This is a genomic window from Stenotrophomonas nematodicola (assembly GCF_009467805.1).
In the GTDB taxonomy this organism is placed as follows: domain Bacteria; phylum Pseudomonadota; class Gammaproteobacteria; order Xanthomonadales; family Xanthomonadaceae; genus Stenotrophomonas; species Stenotrophomonas nematodicola.
Map to the genome: position 1 here is coordinate 1345834 of NZ_WIAY01000001.1, position 20938 is coordinate 1366771.

A 20938-nucleotide genomic window follows, 5' to 3' on the forward strand; every position below is an offset into this window, starting at 1 on the left:
ACCGGGCGCCTTTGCCGGAGCGGCCCCCGCCGGGGGCCGGCCGGATGCTGCGGCCCGTCGCGGCACCCGTCGACGCGGATACCGGCCGCCAATGTCGTCCCGCACGACCCTCCGCGCCCTTTGGCGTCGCAGGGAGTATTTGTAAAGCGAATGAGAACGCTTTACATTTGCACCCCGCTGCATCGCCGGTGCGGGTGCTGGACGGTCTCAACGGACTGCCGTCTGCCCCGCTGAACGCTCCACGGCACCCCTGGCGGACGCTTGCCCGCGCCGCCTTCAGAAGGACCTGTCGCCTGGCGCTGTCGCGTCGGGCCGCTGTGCTGCCCCCTCTCCCGAGACCGATTCGAGACCCCTGCATGTCTTTCCGTGACCGTCCGCTCCGCTCCCCCCGCCGTGCGCCGCTGGGCCTGGCCCTGCTCTCCGTGCTGTCGCTGACCCCGTCGCTGGCGCTGGCCGATGCCGCCACCGATGCAGCCGGCACCACCGACGCCAGGACCCTGGACAAGGTCCGCGTAGTCGCCACCCAGGCCACGCCGTCGAGCAGTACGCGCCTGCCCATCACGCTGCAGGAGACCCCGCAGTCGACCAGCGTGATCGGCCTGGAACGCCTGCAGAGCGAATCGCTGTACAGCATCAACGACGTGATGCGCAACGTCACCGGCGTCAACGTGTCCTTCTACGATACCCAGCGCCCGCTCTACTACGCGCGTGGCTTCACCATCACCGACTTCCAGGTGGATGGACTGCCCACCTACAGCGGGTCCACCAACCAGGAATATGACACCGCGTTCTACGACCGCATCGAGGTGATCCGCGGCGCCAACGGCCTGCTCAGCGGTGCCGGTATTCCCTCGGCCACGGTCAACCTGCTGCGCAAGCGGCCCGGTCGCGAGTTCGATGCGTCCTTCGCGATCAGCGCCGGCAGCTGGGATTTCCGCCGCATGGAAGCGGACGTCAACGCGCCGCTGACCGCCGATGGCCGTTTCCGCAGCCGCGTGGTCGCCGCCTACCAGGACCGCGACTACTACTACGACCGCTACACCGAAGACAAGATGTCCGGGATGGCGGTGCTGGAAGGCGACCTCACCGACAGCACCACCGTCACCGTGGGCTACCAGCGCCAGGACAACAACCCGGTCGGCTCGACCTGGGGTACCGTGCCGTTCTTCAACAGCGATGGCAGCTTTGCGCACCTCCCGCGCGAAACCAACATGGCCCCGAAGTGGACACGCTGGCAGCGCGAGACCAGCACCGCGTTCGCCAATCTGGAGCAGACATTCGGTGAGAACTGGATGCTGAGGGTCAATGCGGCTCACACCGAAGGCAATGTGCAGAACGTGCGCGTTTACGGCAGCGGCTATCCCGATCCCACCACGGGCAGCGGCGTGACCCTGATGGCCGGTGCCGGTGACGCCGAGGACACCCGCAACGGCGTGGACGTGTTTCTGTCGGGCAGTTTCGCGCTGTTCGGCCGCGAGCACGATGTGGTGGTGGGTGGCAGCTGGTCGGACCTGGAATCGACCACCTGGACGCTCACCCCGGTCAACACCTGGCGCTACGACATCCCGAACCTGTACACCTGGGACGGCGACATCCCCGAGCTGACCGCCAGCCGCACCGGCGCCCGCCGCGTCCAACGCACCACGCAGAGCGGCGTGTACGCCTCCACCCGCCTGCGTCTGGCCGATCCGCTGTCGCTGATCGCCGGCGCGCGCCTGAGCCGCTGGGAAACCCTGACCCGCGCCTACAACACGCGCGGTGCGTATACCGCCACCAGCGGCCAGTACAAGGTCACCGACGAGGTCACGCCGTATGTGGGCCTGGTGTACGAGATCCTGCCGGCGCTGTCGGTCTATGCCAGCTACACCGAGATCTTCAACCCGCAGAATTTCAAGGACAGGAATGAGAACCTGCTCGCGCCGGTGCAGGGCTCCAACCTGGAAGCGGGCATCAAGTCGCAGTGGTTCGATGGCCGCCTGACGGCCAACGCGGCGATCTTCGAGGCCAAGCAGGACAACTACGCGGTGCGCGACATGACCCAGCCGGACGGGTCGCTCAGCGATGGCAGCTCGGCGTACGTGGGCGTGAACGGCACGAAGTCACGTGGCTGGGAAGTGGACGTCAACGGCCAGATTCTGCCGGGCTGGACGGTCAATGCCGGCTACACGCACGTCAAGGTGACCCGTGCGGCGACCGACCTGATCTACGCCAACCTGCCCGAAGACTTCCTGCAGCTCAACACCACCGTGCAGCTGTCCGGCGCGCTGGAGCGGCTGAGCCTGGGCGGCGGGTTCTCATGGCAGAGCAGGGTCCGCGGCTACAACATCCCCTACCCGCTGGGTGGCACCGTCACCGTCAACCAGCCGGCGTACATGCTGGTGAACCTCAACGCCAACTACCGCATCAGCGACAACTGGATGGCCACCCTCAGCGTGCGCAACGCGCTGGACAAGACCTACTGGGCCAACCTGGACTACAACAACTACGGTGAGCCGCGCTTCGTCTCGGCCAGCCTGCGCTGGAAGTTCTGAGGACGCGTCTCGCGCAGCGTCCACATCACCGGCAGCACCAGCACGGCCACCAGCGCGATCATCGCGCCCGGCGCAGCGGACCACCCGCTGTGCCGGACCAGCAGTTCGGCGACCAGCGGCGTGGCGCCGCCGAAGAACGCCGTCGCCATCGTCACGCCCAGCGCCAGCCCGCTGAGGCGACCTTCGCCTGGGAACTGTTCAGCGGTCGCCGGGGCGGCGACCGCACTGACGCCTCCGGCCAGGCAGGCCAGCACCACGGCGGCAACAGCGATCTGCACGGTGCTGCCCGCGGCCATCACCGCGAACATGCCCAACGGCAGCAGCGCCGACAGCAGCGCCAGCGCGATCAGCACCGGGCGTCGACCGATCCGGTCCGACAGCGCGCCGGCCAGCGGCGTCACCCCGATCACGGCCACTGCCGCCACGGTGGACAACCACAACGCCGTCGACTCCCCGACCTTGCCCACCGAGCCGAGAAACGCCGGAACGTAGGTGATGCCCACGTAGTAGGTGATCGAACCGAGCGCGGAAATCGCGAAGGTGCGCGCCACCGCGCTGCGATGATGCCGCCAGGTGTCGCGGATGGGTGACACCGGCACGGTGCCAGCCGCCTGTTGCCGTTCGAACTCCGGCGATTCCTGCATCCGCGAGCGTGCCAGCAGGATCGCACCAGCGAGGGCAGCCCCGACAAAGAACGGAATGCGCCAGCCCCACGCATCCAGCTGCGCCGTGCTCAACAACGCAACGGTCAATGCCGACAGCCCCACCGCCAGCAGCGCGCCCACCTCACTGGCAGCCGACGCCAGCGAAGTGATCAACCCCCGCCGCCGCGGCGGCGCGGATTCCAGCAGGTAGGCGACCACGCCGGTGTACTCGCCACCGACCGAGAACGCCATCAGGCAGCGCAGCAGCAGCAACAGCACCCCGGCAGTGGTGCCCAGCGTGGCGAATGTGGGCAACAGCGCGGTGGCCAGCATGGCCACGGTCATCAGCAGCATCGAGGCCAGCATCATCACGCGCCGCCCGAAGCGGTCGCCGAGATGGCCAAAGCACAGCGCCCCCAGCGGGTGCATCAGATAGGACACGGCGAACCCGGCCAGGGTGGCCAGCAACGCATGCTCGCCGCCCCCGAAGAACACCCGCGACACCACCGTGGCCAGGTACAGGTACAGCGTGAAGTCGTACCACTCCACCACCGTGGACAGGCCGGCGATCAGCATCGAGCGCGAGCGTCCGGCAGGCGCTGCGGGCACTCCACTGATCATCGGTTCGGCATCACGCATGCGGTCGGGCTCCACGACAGGGACATGGTTGGCGAGCCTACGGCATCGGGCCTCCACGCCATGTCATCCCGGCTCAGACCACGGCGGTCACGCTGCCAGCCTGGCGGGTGTAGCGCAGCAGACGGCCACGCCCCGGGGTATTGCCCTCGTCCTCGAACAGGCCGTACTCCTCGCTGACCGCATACCCCTGCAACGCCATCGCGCGCGAGAAGCCTCCGACATTGCCGCGCCCGGGGTCGGTGAGCAGCAGCTCGGCATCCGGTCGCGCATGGCGCTCCATCATCGCGGCGATCTGCACGCCGTGCCCGCGTTCGTACAGCACATCGCTGCCGATGATCAGGTCGAACCGGCCCAGTGTCGTATCCGGCAGTTCCCAGGGCAGGTCGCGGTAGTGGATCGCCGGAAGATCGTTGAGGCCGGCGTTGTAGGCCAGGAACGACTCGGCCAACGGATGGTGGTCACTGGCCACCACATCGGCCCCGCGATGCGCCAGCACCAGACTGGACAGGCCCAGACCGCACCCCAGCTCGAGGATGCGCTTGCCGGCGATATCGACACGGCTCATGGTCTCGGCCAGCACCCGCCCGGCTGGCCATATCTGGCCGAACAGGCTCCACAGCGAGGAGTGGATGCCGGCGCGCTGGGCGCGGCCGGTGGGGTCGGCAAACTGCTGCAGATCGCTGAGTGCGCGGATGCGGAAGTCGTGGCCTGCAACCGGAATGGTGAGAATGCGGGTGGTATAGCCCGGCATGTGCGCTCCGTAGGGGTACGGCGACGGCGGCCTCCACGCGGAAAGCGGCAGTCAGGAAGTGGAGCGAAGCGGGCGGTCGGGAACGGACCGCGCAGGACGCGCGTAACGGCGTGGGACCCGCGCATCGTACAGCAGCCGCGCCGCGTACCCTTCACCCCGCGCTGCCCATGCCGGCCAGCATCACCTGCAGCCGTGCCGCATTGGGCACGGCGAAGCCCTGCGCGGTGTTGTCGAAGATGACCCACGCCGGTGCATGCGCAGGCAGATGGCGTTGCACCGCGGCGGCCAGCGCCGCGAGTGCGGCGTCGGGGTAGTCGCTGTAGTACATGCGGGGTGAACCGTGCCAGCGCCAGTAGGCTGGCGTGGGCGCGCCACCGGGAACGGCCGACTGCGGATGCACGACCGGATCAACCGCCGCGCGTGCCACCCCATGTCGCTGCAGCAACGCATCGGCCTGCGGATCGAACCAGCTGGCATGACGCGGCTCGCAGACCACCGGCGCACGCGTACGCCGGCGCAGCGCACGCAGGAAGGCCGATACGCGGCGCGCATCGAAGGTCAGTGACGGCGGCAGCTGCAGCAGCAACGCGCCCAGATGCGGCCCCAGACCGGCCACTTCACCCAGGAAGCGATCCAGCAACGGGCCTGCGCCGACCAGGCCCGCCTCATGCGACACCGCGCGGGGCATCTTCACCGAGAAGCGGAAGTGCGCCGGCACCGTGGCTGCCCAACGCTCGTACGTACGACGCTGATGGGCCCGGTAAAACGAGGAGTTGATCTCGACCACGCTGAATCGCGTCGCGTATCGCGCAAGCAGGCTGTTGCCCGCCCCGAACAGCGCGGCGTCACGGGTCGGGATGGACCAGCCGGCGCATCCGACCTGGACCGGCGGCGTCGGCGGTTGGCGGGACATCGCGGCCGGTCCTCAGCGCAGGATCTCGCCCTCGTCTTCACCGTCCCAGTAATGGATGCGCGTGGCGGCGACATGGATGAGCAGCAGGCCGGGCGTATCCACGCCCTGGTCGAACCAGCGCTCCAGATCCTTCACCCAATGCTGCTGCATCGTCGCCTTGTCGCGCACCAGCGCCGCCCGGCCCTGCACCGCCACGAACAGCGGCGGCTTGCCGAGCAGTGACTTCTTCCCGGTGAAGCTCAGCGCCACCTTGGGGTCGCGCTGGATCTGCCGCACCGCATCAGTGTCTTCCAGCGAGAAGAACCAGCTGTCGCCGTCGTAGTCGACGTCGCCGTTGTTGCTCATCGGACGGCCGGCGATGTCGCCGCTGTCGGTATGGGTCTGCAGCAGGGTGAAGTCGATGCCGGCCATCTTCTTGGCCAGGTCGTGCAGGGTCAGGGTAGTCATGGCGGTTCCACTCGGGAAGGGACGGACAGCGTCCGTGCCGGTCGGTGACCCCGCCGTGCACGGACGCTGCCTTGCCCTTCACATCACCGGGCCTGGTGGACCACCCGGTTGGCGTCCACACGCCACGTGCCAATGGCGCGTGAAGTGCGTCGCAGGGCAACGGCTGCAGGTGACCGAGTGGTGCCGACGGGCGCTTGACATCGGCGCGCGGGCGGAACAATATTAATTAACGAATTAGTTAACTGATGGTCATGGACCGCATCTTCGACGCCCTCGCCTCCACTGCCCGCCGCCAGATCCTCGCCTACCTCAATGGCGGCGAGCTGAGTGCCGGCGAACTGGGCGAACGCTTCGATTTCAGCAAGCCGGCCCTGTCCAGCCATCTGCGCATCCTCGAAGACGCCGGCCTGATCGAGCGCGAGAAGCGGGGCCAGTTCGTGTACTTCCGCCAGGTGCCTGACCGGCTGGCCAACACCCTGTTCGCCTGGGCCGCCGAAGTGTGCCCGGTCGGCGGGCCGCTGCAGCGCGAAAGCCGCGCCCGCGCGCGGCGCAGGACCCCCACCGGATAAGGAGCCCGGCATGCTGGACGTGACCCTTCCCAGTCGTTCGTTTCCCAGCATCCACCTGCCCTCCGTCGGCGACGGCAGCCCCGTCGAAGTCACCGTGATCACCCGGCTCGGCATCGGTGCCGGCGACCAGGCCGTGAACGATGCCGGCGCGCGACAGGCCGCCCATCCGCAGTTCGTCGACGCCCTGGATGAGCCCTCCGCCCGCCTCGGCGACATGCATCTGGCGCACGGCGATGCATCGTCGTTGTACTCCTTCGCGGTTGGCCCGCAGGGGCACCCGTTCCACCGCCACGCCGGGCCACGCATGTTCACCGCCATTGCCGGCAGCGGCGGCGCACAGCTGCGCTTCTCGACCGTCACGGACGCACAGTTGGACCGCGCGCCTGCTGCATTCGTGCAGGCATTGCGCTGCGTGGACATTCCGCCGGACTGCCTGTTCACCGTGCGCTTCGGCGGCGGCACCTGGCACCAGTTCGTCAGCCGGCGACCGCCGCACCCGGCATTGTTCGCCCTGTCCTGCCATCCTGACGACCGCGCCGGCGCGCTGTCCGACGCGCAGCGCGCGCGCGTGGCCGATGGCAGCGCCGACCTTCCCACGCTGACCGATACCCTGCCGCCGGTCGTGCAGCGCCTGCTGGACGAACTCGACATGGACAGTGTGCCGCGCGTGACCCTGTCGCTGCAGGCCCCGTCGCGCGGGAACGTGCGCCGCCCGGCAGCACCGATGCCGGTGACGCGCCATCCGGCGCCGCCGGCCGACTCCCTGCTACGGCACGCGTTTCCCGACGGCTGCCACCATCAGGATCATGCCTTCCTCACCCTGCCACCGCGCGCGTCCGGCACGCCCTCTGCACGCCGCCTGCTGGAGGCGGTGCTCGACGGGTTCGTGCGCAATCCGCCGGCGTCGGTGGGTCGCCTGATGGCCCTGCGCAATGTGCTGGTGGCACCGTTGCGGTTGCGTACCTCACCGCTCGGCTGCCCGGTGTCCTCACTGCTGTCGGAGGATCGACGCGAACTGTTCGCTGGCCGCTTCCCCGTGCTGGCCCAGGCGCTGGCAGCCGACGATCGCCGGGCCGAGGTCATGCTCGGTGCCGACGACCGCCATCTGCAGTTCCGCTCCTGCGTGAGCGTGCAGTACCTGGAGGACGGCAGCGCGCGGGTGTCGCTCGGCACACGGGTGCGTACCCTCAACCGGTTCGGCCGGATCTACATGCTGCTGATCGATCATGTGCACCGCCACTACATCGGCCCCACCCTGCTGCGAAGGGCGGTCGAACATGCGCTGGCACCAGCGTCGAGCGGGACCGCGCGGGACACCGCAGTGCAACCGTCGGTCTAGCGGCTCAGTCGCCCCCACCGCCACCGTCACAGCCACCCCCACCATCGCTGCCGCCACCGCTGTCGCCACTGTCACAGCCGCCACTCCAGCCCGTGCCAGCCGCATCGCTGCTGGTGTAGGAATACGGATAGGCACCATCCGCCGGGTCCTGCGTGGTGCTGCCACTGCTGCGCGAGGGCTGGCCCGGCGTACGGTCCATGAAGGTGATCAGCACGCCGAGCAGCGCACCGAACACCGGCAGCAGCCAGACAATGGCCAGCATGCCCACGCGCCGGCGTGCAGACCCTTTCAGCCGGCGCCACGCGTACAGCGACACGACCAGATTGAATACCACCAGCCCGATGGCCACCTGACTCAGCATGCAGTGGATCTCCGCCACGCGGCACCTCGCCGCCGGGGTGGACTATAGCGCGCGTGCCGACCGCGCTGATCTACGGCTGCCGGGCGCTGCGCAGCGTGATCAGGGTGATCTCCGACGGCACGCCGATGCGGGCCGCGAAGCCCGGCCACAAGCCCGCACCGTTGCTGACATACAGCGTCATGCCGTCGACCGCGTAGCGGCCCGACACGAAGCCACCGTTGGCGCGCTTGACCAGCTGGTCCATGCCCACGATATGGCCGCCGTGCGTATGCCCGGACAACTGCAGCGCCACACCGCGGGCGGCATGGGCATGCGCTTGGCGCGGGCGATGATCGAGCAGGATCACTGGCGCCGCCGGATCGGCGCCCGCCAGCCCCGCGTCGAGGTCAGGCATCGGCAGGTCGTAGCGCGTGGCGACCGGGTCGGTCACGCCCGCCACGGTCAAAGTCGCCCCGTTGCGCCGGATCTGCGCATGGCTGTTCTCCAGTACCTGCATGCCCATGCCGCGGAAGGTGTGCATCCAGCCTGCGTAGTCGGCGTAGTACTCATGATTGCCGGTAATGGCGATCACGCCATCGCGTGCGTGCAGCTGGCCGAGCGGACGGATGTCATCGGCGCGCGCCGCCACGGTGCCATCGACCAGATCGCCGGTGATCACCACCAGGTCCGGCGCCACCGCGTTGCTGCGCGCCACCACCTCGGCCACCCAGTCCCCGGTGAGCAGGCGGCTGGCGTGGAGATCGGTCAACTGCAGCACGCGGTAGCCGTCGAACTGTGCCGGGAGACCGACAATGGCGACCTCGATCTGGCGCGTCTTCGGTACGGCGATGCCCTGCTGGATGCCGTAGGCCGACACCAGCAGTGCCACAGCGGCGGCGGCCGGACGCAGCCAGGGACGGCGCAGCGCGGCCACCGCCTGCGGACGCCGCAGGAGCCGGGCACCAAGCAGCAGGCCATCGAGCGCAAGCAGTGCGAGCGCGGACAGCAGCACTGCGATGAAGCCGGTGGCCAGCACGACGATGAGTGGGCCTGGAATCTCCGGGGATGCCATCGTCCCGGCGAAGGTTGCCACGATGCGATGGTGCAGCCCCATCGCCACCACCAGCAGCGCCAGCACACCGCGCGCCCCGCGTGGCACACGCAAGGGCCATACCAACCGCCAGACGACATACAACGACAGCACCAACGCAACCAAACTCAGCACAGGCAATTCCTGGAAAACCGTGGGGACAGGCGCACGGCCGCCGTCGGCGACGCGCATGCAGTCGGACATGGTGGCTGATCCGCCCGACCGGCTCCAGTGCGTTGCGCGCTGCCCTGCCCTCGCCGGGTGTCAGACCTTCCTGGCGACCTTCCGCGCCGGCCGCGCAGCCGCCTTCTTCGCCGGCGCGCGCATCTTCGACGCGTTCAACGCCACCGCCGCGCGGATCAGTGCTTTCAACGCCGTGGCGTTGAGCGTGTCGCCCTCATGCACATCGATGGCGCGGCGCGTGTTGCCGTCCAGGCTGGCATTGAACAGGCCGGCCGGATCCGGCAACGACGCGCCCTTGGCGAAGGTCATCTTCACCGCCGACGTGTAGGTTTCGCCGGTGCACAGGATGCCGTCGTGCTCCCACACCGGCACGCCCCGCCACTTCACGGTTTCCACGACCTGCGGATCGGCCGCGTGGATGATCGTGCGGATGCGGGCCAGCACCTCGCCGCGCCAGTCGTCGAGGGCGGCGATCTTCGCGTCGATCTGCCGGGCAGCGGAGGGGCCGGGGTCGGTGGCAGGCAGGGCGAGGGCGGTACGCGGGGTCATGGTCGGCTCCTGGCAAGCGGTCAACGGGGCAAGGGAACAACGATGGCGTTACATGCGTTCGCCGGGCAGGCTGCTGGCCTGTTCCACCCAGCGCGTGAACTGCGCTTCATCCAGCGGTACATGTTCCTCGATGTGCAGGTAGCGCGTGTCCTGGCTGCGCGACGCCACCGGGGGCACCGGCTGCAGCGACAGGCCGCGGAAGAAGGCCACCTTGATGTAGCCGGTGAAGCAATGCAGGCTGAGGAACCAGCCGTCGCCCGGCTGGCCATACAGCGGCGAATTCCACTTCACTGCCTTGTGCACGCCGGGAACGGCGGCCACGATCAGCGCATCCAGCCGCGCGCCAACGGCGCGTTTCCAACCAGGCATGGCCGCGATGTACGCCTGCACGGGCGCATCGCCGTCGCCTTTGGCGATCTGCGGATTGCCGCCGGACAGCAGGCGGGGTGCTTCAGATGCGGGGCGCGCAGGCGGTCTGGTCGACATGGCAGGTCTCTGCGGCGGGGTCCCTCCGCCTTATAGACCCGTGCGCGGCGCATGACAATGCACGCACTCAGCGCCGGTGTCGGTAGACCAGGTCCGTGGGGTCCGCACGCGGCGCCGCATCATCGCGCACAGCGCCCATGCGCTGCGCGACCCGCGCGGAAGCCACATTGCCGGGACTCATGTAGCTGACCAGCGTGTCCAGCGCCAACGTCGTGTACGCCCAATCACGCAGCGCGGTGGCGGCTTCGGTGGCATAGCCCTGGCCCTCCTGCCCGGCATACAGCAGCCAGCCCAGCTCCTTCTCCGGGAACAGCGGACCGTGGTTGATGCCGACCTGGCCGATGCAGGCGCCGGTGTCGCGGTGCTCGATCATCAACGCGCCGTGGCCGAAAAAGTGCCAGTTCGCCAGGTCGTGGCAGAACAGGCCCCACGCGCCGCGTTGGTCATAGGGCCCGCCCACCCCGCCCGACCGCGCCGAGGCGAGAAACGCCGCGTAGGCCGGGAAGTCGTCCAGGGTCTGGGCACGCAGGCGCAGGCGCGGCGTCAGCAGGGTGATGATCGAAGCGGCGTCCATCCAACAGCGTTCCGTACGGGTCACCGCTCAGTATGAACCGCTCCGCAGCGCGGCGTAACGTGTGCTTGCTCGGGGCGGCGAAACACCGTTAAATGAGCACTCACTCACTTAATTATCCTCATGGCCCGTCCCCTCAGCGAAGCGAAACGAGACGCCATCCTGGCTGCCGCCGGTGCGCTGGTGGCGGCGCAGGGCGTGGGCGCGTCGACCGCGCAGATCGCGCGCGCGGCCAAGGTCGCCGAAGGCACGGTGTTCACCTATTTCGAGACCAAGGATGCGCTGCTCAACGCGCTGTTCGTGCGCCTGGAGATGCGCCTGGCAGCCGCCATCGGTGACGACTTCCCTGCCGATGCCGACGCCCACGACCAGTTGCAGCATGTCTGGAACGCGCTGGTTGCGTGGGGCGCGGCGCACCCGGTGGACCGCATGGCGCTACGCCAGCTCAAGGTCTCAGAGCGCATCAGCGCGCCGACGCGGGCCCACTGCGAAGGCCTGTTCGGCGGCATGCTGCAGTCGCTGGAAACCAACCTGGCCCGGCACATCGACGCCGACCGGCTGCCGTTCTACCTCGGCCGGGTGCTGGTCAGCCTGCTGGAAACCACGCTGGAAGCGATGGCCGCCCAGCCCGACCAGCGCCAGGCCCTGCAGCAGGCCGCGTTTGACCTGTTCTGGAAAGGCATCCAGCGCTGACCTGTTTTTTCACCATTTAAATGAGTGCCTACACACTCATATGTCGAGACCCGCATGCGATTCCTGCCCGTCCTCGCCGTTGTGCTTGCCACCACCTCCCTCCTCATCTGGACCCTGCACGTGCCTATCGCCGCCCATGACCGCTCGCCGCAGATGACCGCCGGCCAGTTCACCAATCCCGCCCCGAAGCCAAAGGAAACCCTGGGCGGCACGCTCAAGCTGCTGTGGGAATTCCTGTTCGACCGCCCGGCCGGCACCACGCCGCCGCAGGCGCCTCCGGTGCGTGCGGTAAGCGCGCGGGAACTGGCCACGGCCCCCGACCACAGCCTGTACCGGCTCGGTCATTCGACGCTGCTGATCAAGCTGCGCGGTGGCTGGTGGCTGACCGACCCGGTGTTCTCAAGGCGCGCCTCGCCGGTGCAGTGGATGGGACCCAAGCGCTTCCATGCGCCGCCGATCGCGTTGAAGGACCTGCCACCGATCCGCGGCGTGGTGCTCTCGCACGATCACTACGACCACCTCGACCGCGCCACGATCAAGCATCTGGCCACCCGCGCGGACGTGTTCCTGACCCCGCTTGGCGTCGGCGACCGCCTGATCGCCTGGGGCGTTCCGCGCGAGCGCGTGCACCAGCTCGACTGGTGGGAGCAGATCGATATCGACGGCGTGCGTTTTGTCGCCACCCCGGCGCAGCACTTCTCCGGGCGCGGCCTCCGCGATGCCAACCGAACGCTGTGGGCGTCCTGGGTGATTCTGGACGCAGACCTGCGCGTGTTCTTCAGTGGTGACACCGGCTATTTCGACGGCTTCAAGCGCATCGGCGAACGCTACGGTCCCTTCGATGTCACCTTCATCGAAACCGGTGCCTACGATGCCAAGTGGCCGTTCGTGCACATGCAGCCCGAGCAGACCGTGCAGGCCCACCAGGACCTGCGCGGGCGTTGGCTGCTGCCGATCCACAACGGCACCTTCGACCTGGCGCTGCACCAATGGGACGAGCCGTTCGAGCGGGTCAGCACGCTGGCCGCCGAGCGGGCGATTCCGCTGGCCACCCCGGGCATGGGCGAACGCATGGATCTGGATGCGCCGCAGTCGTTCGGCCCGTGGTGGCGCACGGTCAAGGCCGCGCAGAATGCACGCCGCGACGTGCCGGTGGGATCACCGATGTAACCCCGTACGGCGGAACCGCAAGGGCGCCACGCTATCATCGACACCCCGCGCAGCAACGCACTGCCGCCCCCCCAGGACCCTCCATGCAGATCGACCTCCGCGCGATACCCACCGCGGGATGGGACGCCACCGGCGTCCCGGAGTTTCCCTGCTGCCCGGACCCGCAGCTGGGCAGTCTGGCCAGGGCCGGACGTAATGCAGCCGACATCGACGCGCTCATCGCGTTCCTGCAGGACAGTTTCACCAGCACGCTGTATGCGTTCGGCCACATCCTGCGCGCGCATCTGCCGCCCCGCGACCTGCGCCTGCAGGCGGCAGCCATCGGCACCCTGCACCAGGGCGGCACCGACGCCATCGTCCACCACGGCAACCTGATCGTCGACGGCGACCTGCAGCCGCCCTCGCTGCTGCTGGTCACCGGCAACCTCACCGTCAACGGCGTCCTGCGCGACACCGGCAATGTGGCGGTGCTCGGTGACCTGCACTGCCGACACGTGGGCTCGGAAGCCTGGTTCATCGTTGGCGGCGACTGCGTGGCCGAGGGCTTCGTCTACGGTTCCTGCAACGACACCGTGTTCGAAGTGCTGGGTACGCTGCGCGCCCGCGCGGTGGTGACCGACGACCATGCGATGTACGCCGAAGACGGCATGATCGTCACGCACGCGCCCACCTTGCCGGGGGTCAACTGGGAGGTGCAGGTGTTCGATCTGTGGGACCCGGTGCACCGCCAGGAGCTGCTTGCCGCCGTGGGAACCGATATCCATGCGGTGGTGCCGGTGAAGGCGTTCGAGGACGAGGACCTGGGGTGAGCGCGGTCACGGTGTGCTGGACTGCACAGCAGTCCTGCTTGCCAGCGTCCTGGCTTTCTGGAACCGACTTTCTGGTATCGCGAAACGCATCGAACACGAACGCCGCGCGCGCGGAGGCAAGTTCCGGACGCTGGCCTCATCCACGTCAACATGAAAAAACCCCGGATGGCACCAGGCCACCGGGGTTTGATTCATGCGCCAAGTCAATGAAGACTCAGAACGGAATATCGTCATCCGCGAAGTCGTCCATCGGCGGTGCCGACTGCTGCGGCTGCTGCTGCGGACGCTGCTGCTGGCCGTAACCACCGCCACCGCCGCGCTGACCGCCGCCGCCACCACCACCGCCGTACTCCTGGCGCGGGGCCTGCTGGCGCTGCGGACGCTCGCCGCCGGCGTAGTTGCCACCGCCGCCACCGCCACCGCCGCCTTCACCACGGCCGCCCAGCATCTGCATTTCATCGGCGATGATGTCGGTGGAGTACTTCTCCACGCCGTCCTGGCCGGTGTACTTGTCGTAACGCAGGCTGCCTTCGACGTAGACCGAGCTGCCCTTGCGCAGGTATTCACCGGCGATTTCGCCGAGCTTGCCGAAGAACACCACGCGGTGCCATTCGGTACGCTCCTGCTGGTTGCCGTCCTTGTCCTTGCGGACGCTGGTGGTCGCCAGGCTGATGCGGGTGATCGCCATGCCGCCTTGGGTGTACTTCACGTCCGGGTCGTTGCCGAGGTTGCCGACCAGGATGACTTTGTTGATGCCGCGCGCCATAGGGTTGCTCTTCCGTTGTCCGAGGGCAGACCGCAGTCATACCACAGCCCGGACGGGGTGCGGATGCGCGGGGCCGCCCAAGGGAAATTTGGGGGGTGACAGAATGTCCCATCTTACCATTGCCACCACGCCCGACCCTGTGGGAATTCCGGCGGGAAGCGGCCAGAAACCTCCCAATGGCCTGTGCGGCAAGGGCCACGGCGGTTCAGGCTGGCGCCGCCGGCCCCTGCCCTGCCGGCCTGTCCGGCCAGGGCTGGCGGGCGGCCGGGGCAGGCCAGGACCGGTCGCACATGGCATCATGCAGGTCGTCGTTCCCGCCGTACCCCGCAATGACCATCCGAGGCAAAGCCACTTCCCTGGACATCGCCCACCTGGCCGGGGTGTCGCAGCCGACCGTGTCGCGCGCCCTGCGCGGCAGCCCGATGGTCAACCCGGAAACCCGCGAGCGTATCCTGCGCATCGCCCGGGAGCTGAACTACAAAGTCGACAAGAACGCCTCCAGCCTGCGCCTGCGCAATGCCGGCACGCTGGCGCTGCTGTTCTTCGAGGACCCCACCAACGACGACTCGCTGATCAACCCGTTCTTCCACGCCATGCTCGGCTCGATCACCCGCGCCTGCGCGCTGCGTGGCTACGACCTGCTGGTGTCGTTCCAGCAGCTGTCCACCGACTGGCAGGCCGATTACGAAGACAGCAACAAGGCCGACGGCATCATCCTGCTTGGCTACGGCGACTACCACGAGTCGCGCGAGCGCCTGCAGCGGCTGGTCGAGCAAGGCACCCACTTCGTGCGCTGGGGTGCCGCCCTGCCCGACCAGCCCGGGCTGTCGATCGGCAGCGACAACTTCCAGGGCGGCTTCGACATCACCGCCCACCTGCTCGACCAGGGCTGCCGGCGCATCGCCTTCATCGGCCATGCCTCCAGCCACTACCCGGAATTCGAGGAACGTTATCGCGGCCACGTGGCGGCGATGGCCGCGCGCGGGGTGGCTGCCGAGCCGGCGCTGCAGCATGACGCGATCACCACCGAGCAGGACGGCTTCGATGCGTGCCAGGCACTGCTGGCGCGCGGCGAAGCGCTGGACGGGATCTTCGCCGCCAGCGACCTGATCGCCATCGGAGCGATGCGCGCCCTGCGCGAGCACGGCCTGCGCGTGCCGCAGGACGTGGCGCTGGCCGGGTTCGACGATATTCCGCTGGCTGCGTCGGTCTCGCCCACGCTCACCACCGTGCAGCAGGACACCAAGCAGGCCGGCCAGCTGCTGGTGGAGAAGCTGCTGGCGCTGATCAACGGCGAGGCGGTGGACGGCCAGACCATCGCGGTGAAGCAGGTGCTGCGGGAGTCCTCGCGGCGCGACTGAGGCGGGCCCGGCGGCGGCCATGACTTACGGCGGATGCAGCGCCGCCCGTTTCCCCGGATAAGTCGATCTTCAACACAGGGAAAGGTGTCCGTCCCCATGCTGCAGATCCGCTCGCTGTCCAAGACCTACGCCAATGGCGTGCACGCGCTCGACGCGGTCACCCTGGATATTCCCCGTGGCATGTTCGGGCTGCTCGGCCCCAACGGCGCCGGCAAGTCCTCACTGATGCGGACCCTGTCCACCCTGCAGGAAGCCGACAGCGGCAGCGTAACGCTGGAAATCCCCGGCGAGGCCCCCATCGACGTGCTGCGCGACAAGGATGCCGTGCGCCGCCGGCTGGGCTATCTGCCGCAGGATTTCGGCGTATACCCCAAGGTCAGCGCGCTGGATCTGCTGGAGCACTTCGCCGTGCTCAAGGGCATCACCCACAAGGGCCAGCGCCGCGAGGTGGTGGACGGCCTGCTGCAGCAGGTGAACCTGTGGGACGCGCGCAAGCGCAAGCTGGGCACCTACTCCGGCGGCATGCGCCAGCGCTTCGGTATCGCCCAGGCGCTGCTCGGCGACCCGCGCCTGGTGATCGTCGATGAGCCCACCGCCGGCCTGGACCCGGAAGAGCGCAACCGCTTCCTCAACCTGCTGGCGGCCATCGGCGAGAACGTAGCGGTGATCCTGTCCACCCACATCGTGGAGGACGTGACCGACCTGTGCCCGACGATGGCGATCATGAACAAGGGCCAGGTGCTGCTGACCGGCAAACCCAGCGATGCGATCGATGCCCTGCAGCACCAGGTGTGGCGCAAGCAGGTCGATCCGTCCGCGCTGGCCGGTTACGAGGCCAACCATGTGGTGCTGTCCACGCGCCTGGTCGGGGGCCGGCCTGTGATCCATGTGCACAGTGCCAGCGATCCGGGCGATGGATTCCAGGCGGTCGCGCCCGATCTCGAGGATGTGTATTTCCAGCGACTGCGCCTGCAGTCGCGGGCCGCCTGACCGGAGCGCGCCCATGATCACAGCCTTCTTCCGCTTCGAGCTGCGCGAGCAGCTCCGTTCCCCCCTGCTGTGGCTGCTCTCGGCGCTGTTCGCGGCGCTGGCCTTTGCCGCGGCGTCCTCCGATGCGGTGCAGATCGGCGGGGGCATCGGCAATGTCCACAGCAACGCCCCGACGGTGATCGCCACCTTCATGGGCGGGTTCACCATGCTGGGAATGCTGGTGTCCACCCTGTTCGTGAGCAACGCGCTGCTGCGCGATTTCGACCTGGGCACCGCCGAACTGATCTTCGCCAGCCCGATCAAGCGCCGCGACTACCTCACCGGCCGCATCCTGGCGGCGCTGTTCGCCGGACTGCTGTTCTACCTGGTCATCGCGCTGGGCATGTTCCTGGCCCCCTTCATGCCCTGGGTGGACCCGGAGCGGATGGGCGCAGTCTCGCTGCGCGCGTATGCGTGGACCTTCGCCGTCGTCGTCATTCCCAACCTGATCTTCACCACGGCGCTGCTGTCGCTGCTGGCTGCACTGACCCGCTCGATCCTGTGGGTCTACATCGGCCTGATCGGCTACTTCGTGCTGTATGGGGTGAGCGCCTCGCTGCTGCGCGACATCGACAACACCTGGGTCGCCACCCTGTCCGAGCCGCTGGGCATGCGTGCGCTGTCGCGGACGATCCGCTACTGGGCCGCGGAACAACGCAACACCCAGCTGCCTGAACTGGCGGGCTATCTGCTGGCCAACCGCGCCGTGTGGCTGGCGGCCGCACTGGCGATGTTCGCCGCGACCTTCGCCCTGTTCCGCACCGAGCGCAGCGGCAGCGGCCGCCGTCGCTGGGGCCGCAAGGTGGCGCCGCCGGTTGCGTCGGGCGTGCGCCCGGCCGATGTGGTGGTGCCGCGCATCCACCCGACCTTCGGCGCGGCCACCGGCTGGCGCCAGTTCCTGCGCCAGGTCCGTTTCGATACCGCCGGGGTGCTGCGCAGCGTGCCGTTCCTGGTGCTGCTGGTGCTGGGCATGGCCAACTTCATCCCCAACGCGATGTCCCAGCAGTCGCTGTATGGCACGCCGATCTACCCGGTCACCGCCGAGATGCTCGGGTCACTGCAGGGCGCCTACAGCTGGCTGCTGGTGATCATCGTGCTGTTCTACGCCGGGGAACTGGTGTGGAAGGAGCGCGGCGCGCGCCTCAACGAGGTCAACGACGCCATGCCGGTGCCCAACTGGGTACCGCTGCTGGCCAAGTTCACCGTGCTGGTGGCTGTGATCGCCTGCTTCCAGGCCATCGGCGCGGTGGTGTCGATGCTGATCCAGCTGGCGCAGGGCTATACGCGGCTGGAACCGCTGCTGTACCTGCAGACCCTGGCGCTGGACGCGGTGTTCTACGTGCTGATGGGCGGCATGGCGCTGGTGCTGCAGGTACTGACCAACAACAAGTTCATCGGCTATGCGCTGCTGATCGTAGTGATGATCGGCCAGATCGCGCTGGGCCTGCTGGACTACACCCAGAACCTGTACAACTTCGGCGCCTGGCCGAACGCGCCCTATTCGGACATGAACGGCTTCGGCCACTTCCTGGCCGGACAACTGGCCTTCCAGGGCTATTGGGCGCTGCTGCTGGCGGCGCTGCTGTGCCTGGCCTCGGCCTTCTGGGTGCGTGGCGTCGGCATGGGCCTGCGCCAGCGGCTGGCACTGGCCGGCCGCCGTCTGCGCGGCCCCGCCGGTGCGGGGATGGCAACGGCCCTGCTCGCCTTCGTGGCGGTCGGTGGGTGGCTGTATTGGAGCACCAACATCCGCAACCCGTTCATGTCGCCCGACCAGGAACGCGACCTGCAGGTACGCTACGAACGCGAACTGTCCAAATACCGCAACCTGCCGCAGCCGCGCATCGTCGCGGTGGACAACCGGGTCGACCTGCATCCGGAAACCCAGACCCTCACCATCGACGCGGACTGGACGGTGCGCAACACCCACGCCACACCGATCACCGATGTGCACGTGGGCATGAGCGATGACCGCCAGCTGGTCGCGGTGGACCTGGGCGGGCAGACCCTGGGCTTCCACGATGTCGATCTGGGCTACCGCATCTACCGGCTGAGCACGCCCCTGCAGCCAGGCGAGGAACGACGCTTCCGGTTCCGCGTGGAGCAGCGCCCCAAGGGCATCACCGCCGGGCAGGCACCGACCAACGTGGTGGACAACGGCAGCTTCTTCAACAGCGAGATGCTGCCTCAGTTCGGCTACAACGAGCGCGTGCAGCTCACCGACCGCAACGAACGGCGCAAGCGCGGGCTGGGCGAACCGACCCGCATGCCCAAGCTGGAAGACGAGGCCGCGCGCGCGAACACGTACATCACCGACGACGCCGACTGGCTGCAGTTCCGCACGACCATCTGCACCACGCCGGACCAGATCGCACTGGCGCCCGGCTATCTGCAGGAGGAGACCACGGTGGATGGGCGGCGCTGCTTCCGCTACGCAATGGACCGGCCGATGCTCAACTTCTACGCGTACCTGTCGGCACGCTGGGAGGTCAAGCGGGGCCGCTACAGGGACATTCCGATCGAGGTCTATTACGACCCGCGCCATGCCTACAACGTGGACCGCATGATCGAGGCGGTACAGAAGTCGATGGCCTACTACGAGGCCAACTTCACTCCGTACCAGCACCGCCAGGTACGCATCATCGAGTTCCCCGGTTACCAGAGTTTCGCGCAGTCCTTTGCCAACACCATCCCCTATTCCGAGTCGATCGGCTTCATTGCCGACCTGCGCGACCCGGACGATGTGGACTACGTGTTCTACGTGACCGCCCATGAGATCGCACATCAATGGTGGGCGCACCAGGTGATCGGCGCCAACGTGCAGGGCGCCACGGTGCTGTCCGAGTCGCTGTCGCAGTACTCGGCATTGATGGTGATGGAGAAGGAGTACGGTCGCCAGCACATGCGCCAGTTCCTGAAGACCGAGCTGGACCGCTACCTGTCCGGCCGCGGCGGTGAACGCATCGAGGAGCTGCCGCTGGAGCGGGTGGAAAACCAGCAGTACATCCACTACCAGAAGGGCTCGCTGGTGTTCTACCGCCTGCGCGAGGAGATCGGCGAGGAGGCCTTGAACCGTGCGCTCAAGCGTTTCCTGCAGGACAAGGGCTTCCAGCAGCCGCCGTACACCACCTCGCGCGAGCTGCTGGGCTACATCCGTGCCGAAACCCCGGCCGATCGCCAGCAGCTGGTCACCGACCTGTTCGAGAAGATCAGCTTCTACGACAACCGGTTGCTGTCGGCCACCGCGCGCAAGCGTCCGGATGGACGCTACGACGTCACCCTGGCGCTGCACGCCGAGAAGCGGTACGCCGACGGCAGGGGCAAGGAGACGGCCGGGAACATGGACGACTGGATCGAGGTCGGTGTGTTCGCCAACGCCCCGTCGGGCAAGGAACGCGACCAGAAGGTACTGTACCTGCAGCGGCACCACATCACCGACGCCACGCCGACCCTGACCGTCACCGTGGACCAGAAACCCGACGAAGCCGGCTTCGACCCGTACAACAAGCTGATCGACCGCGTCAGCAACGACAACCGTCGCAACGTCACCCCGTAGCGCCGGGCTCTGCCCGGCAACCACGTACAGCACGAACGGAACGGGGACGGCCGACCCACGGTCGGCGTTCCCTGTGCGTCAGCCGAAATCCTTCAGGATTTCGCCGATGCCCTGCGGCGACAGTTCGAAGCCCAGCGCGGTGCCCGGGTTGACGACCACGCCGTAGCCACCGGGCACGCGGCGCAGGACCTCGATCATCAGCATGCGGATCGTGTGCGGCGCCTGCTGGTTGTGGACCCCCACGCGCGACAGATCGGTGAACACCGCCACGTGCAGGACGCCCTGCTTGTCGAACAGCAGGGGATCGAAGCCGCTGCCGTCCGGGGTGACCAGGCTGCCGGTCTGCAGCACCACCTCGGCGGCCACGAAGGCCTTCATGAACAGACCGATCGGGAGCTGACCGTCCATTGCGGATCTGAGCAGGGTTTCGATCGGGGTCTGCGGGGGAAGATCGGTCATGGCGGGGCGGGCGGTGCGGGGGCGCTCATTGTACCTGCGGGCGCCG

Annotated in this window: 20 protein-coding genes; 9 read left to right on the plus strand and 11 right to left on the minus strand. The window is 68.0% G+C overall.

Translation table 11 applies throughout. The annotated features are described in order from the left end of the window. The first annotated feature begins 356 nt into the window (after nt 1-356). Nucleotides 357-2531 carry a TonB-dependent siderophore receptor gene (locus tag GDJ08_RS06270; protein WP_153164502.1) on the plus strand — a complete coding sequence of 725 codons (2175 nt, stop codon included), beginning with the start codon at nt 357-359 and terminating at the stop codon, nt 2529-2531. Here the strand turns inward: GDJ08_RS06270 and GDJ08_RS06275 are convergent. The 4 genes from GDJ08_RS06275 to GDJ08_RS06290 all read right to left on the minus strand — a co-directional run bounded on the left by GDJ08_RS06275 (nt 2483) and on the right by GDJ08_RS06290 (nt 5925). After that, a complete protein-coding gene (locus GDJ08_RS06275; RefSeq protein WP_229296451.1) occupies nt 2483-3814 on the minus strand; it encodes an MFS transporter in 1332 nt (443 codons plus the stop codon). The genes GDJ08_RS06270 and GDJ08_RS06275 overlap by 49 nt on opposite strands. Nucleotides 3815-3887: 73 nt before the next feature. Continuing rightward, nucleotides 3888-4565 carry a class I SAM-dependent methyltransferase gene (locus tag GDJ08_RS06280; protein WP_153164503.1) on the minus strand — a complete coding sequence of 226 codons (678 nt, stop codon included), beginning with the start codon at nt 4563-4565 and terminating at the stop codon, nt 3888-3890. Between the two features lie 151 nt (nt 4566-4716). Further along, on the minus strand, nt 4717-5478 hold the full coding sequence (locus GDJ08_RS06285) for a DUF72 domain-containing protein (RefSeq protein ID WP_153164504.1): 762 nt from the start codon (nt 5476-5478) through the stop codon (nt 4717-4719). Between the two features lie 12 nt (nt 5479-5490). After that, nucleotides 5491-5925 (minus strand): pyridoxamine 5'-phosphate oxidase family protein, encoded by a 435-nt coding sequence (locus GDJ08_RS06290; protein WP_153164505.1) that lies wholly within the window; start codon nt 5923-5925, stop codon nt 5491-5493. 245 nt (nt 5926-6170) lie between these two features. On the opposite strand from GDJ08_RS06290, the gene GDJ08_RS06295 reads away from it, so the two are divergent. Then, the gene (locus GDJ08_RS06295; RefSeq protein ID WP_017355763.1) at nt 6171-6494 is read left to right on the plus strand and encodes an ArsR/SmtB family transcription factor; all 324 of its coding nucleotides are present in this window, start codon (nt 6171-6173) and stop codon (nt 6492-6494) included. A 10-nt stretch (nt 6495-6504) separates the two neighbouring features. After that, complete coding sequence (locus GDJ08_RS06300; protein ID WP_153164506.1) at nt 6505-7833, plus strand: DUF2867 domain-containing protein; 1329 nt, start codon at nt 6505-6507, stop codon at nt 7831-7833. Between the two features lie 4 nt (nt 7834-7837). Here GDJ08_RS06300 and GDJ08_RS06305 read toward each other — a convergent pair whose 3' ends face one another. The 5 genes from GDJ08_RS06305 to GDJ08_RS06325 all read right to left on the minus strand — a co-directional run bounded on the left by GDJ08_RS06305 (nt 7838) and on the right by GDJ08_RS06325 (nt 11055). Beyond that, nucleotides 7838-8194, minus strand: a complete 357-nt coding sequence (locus GDJ08_RS06305) for a hypothetical protein (RefSeq protein WP_017355761.1) — start codon at nt 8192-8194, stop codon at nt 7838-7840. Nucleotides 8195-8264: 70 nt separating this feature from the next. Beyond that, nucleotides 8265-9455, minus strand: a complete 1191-nt coding sequence (locus GDJ08_RS06310) for a metallophosphoesterase (protein WP_153164631.1) — start codon at nt 9453-9455, stop codon at nt 8265-8267. 72 nt (nt 9456-9527) lie between these two features. Beyond that, nucleotides 9528-9995: a DUF1801 domain-containing protein gene (locus GDJ08_RS06315; RefSeq protein WP_153164507.1), complete on the minus strand. Its 468-nt coding sequence runs from the start codon at nt 9993-9995 to the stop codon at nt 9528-9530. 48 nt (nt 9996-10043) lie between these two features. Then, a complete protein-coding gene (locus GDJ08_RS06320; RefSeq protein ID WP_017355758.1) occupies nt 10044-10481 on the minus strand; it encodes a DUF1801 domain-containing protein in 438 nt (145 codons plus the stop codon). A gap of 67 nt (nt 10482-10548) precedes the next feature. Beyond that, nucleotides 10549-11055: a GNAT family N-acetyltransferase gene (locus tag GDJ08_RS06325; protein ID WP_017355757.1), complete on the minus strand. Its 507-nt coding sequence runs from the start codon at nt 11053-11055 to the stop codon at nt 10549-10551. 120 nt (nt 11056-11175) lie between these two features. Between GDJ08_RS06325 and GDJ08_RS06330 the strand changes: the two genes are divergently transcribed. From GDJ08_RS06330 to GDJ08_RS06340, 3 genes are all read left to right on the plus strand, one after another. Further along, nucleotides 11176-11745, plus strand: coding sequence for a TetR/AcrR family transcriptional regulator (locus tag GDJ08_RS06330; protein ID WP_153164508.1), 570 nt, complete (start codon nt 11176-11178; stop codon nt 11743-11745). Nucleotides 11746-11799: 54 nt separating this feature from the next. Continuing rightward, nucleotides 11800-12915 carry an MBL fold metallo-hydrolase gene (locus GDJ08_RS06335; RefSeq protein ID WP_153164509.1) on the plus strand — a complete coding sequence of 372 codons (1116 nt, stop codon included), beginning with the start codon at nt 11800-11802 and terminating at the stop codon, nt 12913-12915. Nucleotides 12916-12998: 83 nt separating this feature from the next. Next, nucleotides 12999-13724, plus strand: coding sequence for a hypothetical protein (locus tag GDJ08_RS06340; RefSeq protein WP_153164510.1), 726 nt, complete (start codon nt 12999-13001; stop codon nt 13722-13724). 214 nt (nt 13725-13938) lie between these two features. Here GDJ08_RS06340 and GDJ08_RS06345 read toward each other — a convergent pair whose 3' ends face one another. Then, nucleotides 13939-14490 (minus strand): single-stranded DNA-binding protein, encoded by a 552-nt coding sequence (locus tag GDJ08_RS06345; protein WP_136006121.1) that lies wholly within the window; start codon nt 14488-14490, stop codon nt 13939-13941. A 329-nt stretch (nt 14491-14819) separates the two neighbouring features. Between GDJ08_RS06345 and GDJ08_RS06350 the strand changes: the two genes are divergently transcribed. The 3 genes from GDJ08_RS06350 to GDJ08_RS06360 all read left to right on the plus strand — a co-directional run bounded on the left by GDJ08_RS06350 (nt 14820) and on the right by GDJ08_RS06360 (nt 20433). Next, nucleotides 14820-15851: a LacI family DNA-binding transcriptional regulator gene (locus GDJ08_RS06350; protein ID WP_153164511.1), complete on the plus strand. Its 1032-nt coding sequence runs from the start codon at nt 14820-14822 to the stop codon at nt 15849-15851. Between the two features lie 96 nt (nt 15852-15947). Then, nucleotides 15948-16841 carry an ABC transporter ATP-binding protein gene (locus GDJ08_RS06355; RefSeq protein ID WP_136006117.1) on the plus strand — a complete coding sequence of 298 codons (894 nt, stop codon included), beginning with the start codon at nt 15948-15950 and terminating at the stop codon, nt 16839-16841. Nucleotides 16842-16854: 13 nt separating this feature from the next. Next, a complete protein-coding gene (locus GDJ08_RS06360; protein WP_153164512.1) occupies nt 16855-20433 on the plus strand; it encodes an ABC transporter permease/M1 family aminopeptidase in 3579 nt (1192 codons plus the stop codon). 78 nt (nt 20434-20511) lie between these two features. On the opposite strand, the gene GDJ08_RS06365 is transcribed toward GDJ08_RS06360, so the two are convergent. Continuing rightward, nucleotides 20512-20892, minus strand: a complete 381-nt coding sequence (locus tag GDJ08_RS06365; RefSeq protein WP_017357541.1) for an SseB family protein — start codon at nt 20890-20892, stop codon at nt 20512-20514. Nucleotides 20893-20938: the final 46 nt, after the last annotated feature.

Excerpts from the sequence above, each read along its gene's own strand:
- GDJ08_RS06270 (WP_153164502.1), top strand. The coding sequence starts at position 357 with ATGTCTTTCCGTGACCGTCCGCTCCGCTCCCCCCGCCGTGCGCCGCTG.
- GDJ08_RS06275 (WP_229296451.1), bottom strand. The coding sequence starts at position 3,814 with ATGCGTGATGCCGAACCGATGATCAGTGGAGTGCCCGCAGCGCCTGCC.
- GDJ08_RS06280 (WP_153164503.1), bottom strand. The coding sequence starts at position 4,565 with ATGCCGGGCTATACCACCCGCATTCTCACCATTCCGGTTGCAGGCCAC.
- GDJ08_RS06285 (WP_153164504.1), bottom strand. The coding sequence starts at position 5,478 with ATGTCCCGCCAACCGCCGACGCCGCCGGTCCAGGTCGGATGCGCCGGC.
- GDJ08_RS06290 (WP_153164505.1), bottom strand. The coding sequence starts at position 5,925 with ATGACTACCCTGACCCTGCACGACCTGGCCAAGAAGATGGCCGGCATC.
- GDJ08_RS06295 (WP_017355763.1), top strand. The coding sequence starts at position 6,171 with ATGGTCATGGACCGCATCTTCGACGCCCTCGCCTCCACTGCCCGCCGC.
- GDJ08_RS06300 (WP_153164506.1), top strand. The coding sequence starts at position 6,505 with ATGCTGGACGTGACCCTTCCCAGTCGTTCGTTTCCCAGCATCCACCTG.
- GDJ08_RS06305 (WP_017355761.1), bottom strand. The coding sequence starts at position 8,194 with ATGCTGAGTCAGGTGGCCATCGGGCTGGTGGTATTCAATCTGGTCGTG.
- GDJ08_RS06310 (WP_153164631.1), bottom strand. The coding sequence starts at position 9,455 with ATGCGCGTCGCCGACGGCGGCCGTGCGCCTGTCCCCACGGTTTTCCAG.
- GDJ08_RS06315 (WP_153164507.1), bottom strand. The coding sequence starts at position 9,995 with ATGACCCCGCGTACCGCCCTCGCCCTGCCTGCCACCGACCCCGGCCCC.
- GDJ08_RS06320 (WP_017355758.1), bottom strand. The coding sequence starts at position 10,481 with ATGTCGACCAGACCGCCTGCGCGCCCCGCATCTGAAGCACCCCGCCTG.
- GDJ08_RS06325 (WP_017355757.1), bottom strand. The coding sequence starts at position 11,055 with ATGGACGCCGCTTCGATCATCACCCTGCTGACGCCGCGCCTGCGCCTG.
- GDJ08_RS06330 (WP_153164508.1), top strand. The coding sequence starts at position 11,176 with ATGGCCCGTCCCCTCAGCGAAGCGAAACGAGACGCCATCCTGGCTGCC.
- GDJ08_RS06335 (WP_153164509.1), top strand. The coding sequence starts at position 11,800 with ATGCGATTCCTGCCCGTCCTCGCCGTTGTGCTTGCCACCACCTCCCTC.
- GDJ08_RS06340 (WP_153164510.1), top strand. The coding sequence starts at position 12,999 with ATGCAGATCGACCTCCGCGCGATACCCACCGCGGGATGGGACGCCACC.
- GDJ08_RS06345 (WP_136006121.1), bottom strand. The coding sequence starts at position 14,490 with ATGGCGCGCGGCATCAACAAAGTCATCCTGGTCGGCAACCTCGGCAAC.
- GDJ08_RS06350 (WP_153164511.1), top strand. The coding sequence starts at position 14,820 with ATGACCATCCGAGGCAAAGCCACTTCCCTGGACATCGCCCACCTGGCC.
- GDJ08_RS06355 (WP_136006117.1), top strand. The coding sequence starts at position 15,948 with ATGCTGCAGATCCGCTCGCTGTCCAAGACCTACGCCAATGGCGTGCAC.
- GDJ08_RS06360 (WP_153164512.1), top strand. The coding sequence starts at position 16,855 with ATGATCACAGCCTTCTTCCGCTTCGAGCTGCGCGAGCAGCTCCGTTCC.
- GDJ08_RS06365 (WP_017357541.1), bottom strand. The coding sequence starts at position 20,892 with ATGACCGATCTTCCCCCGCAGACCCCGATCGAAACCCTGCTCAGATCC.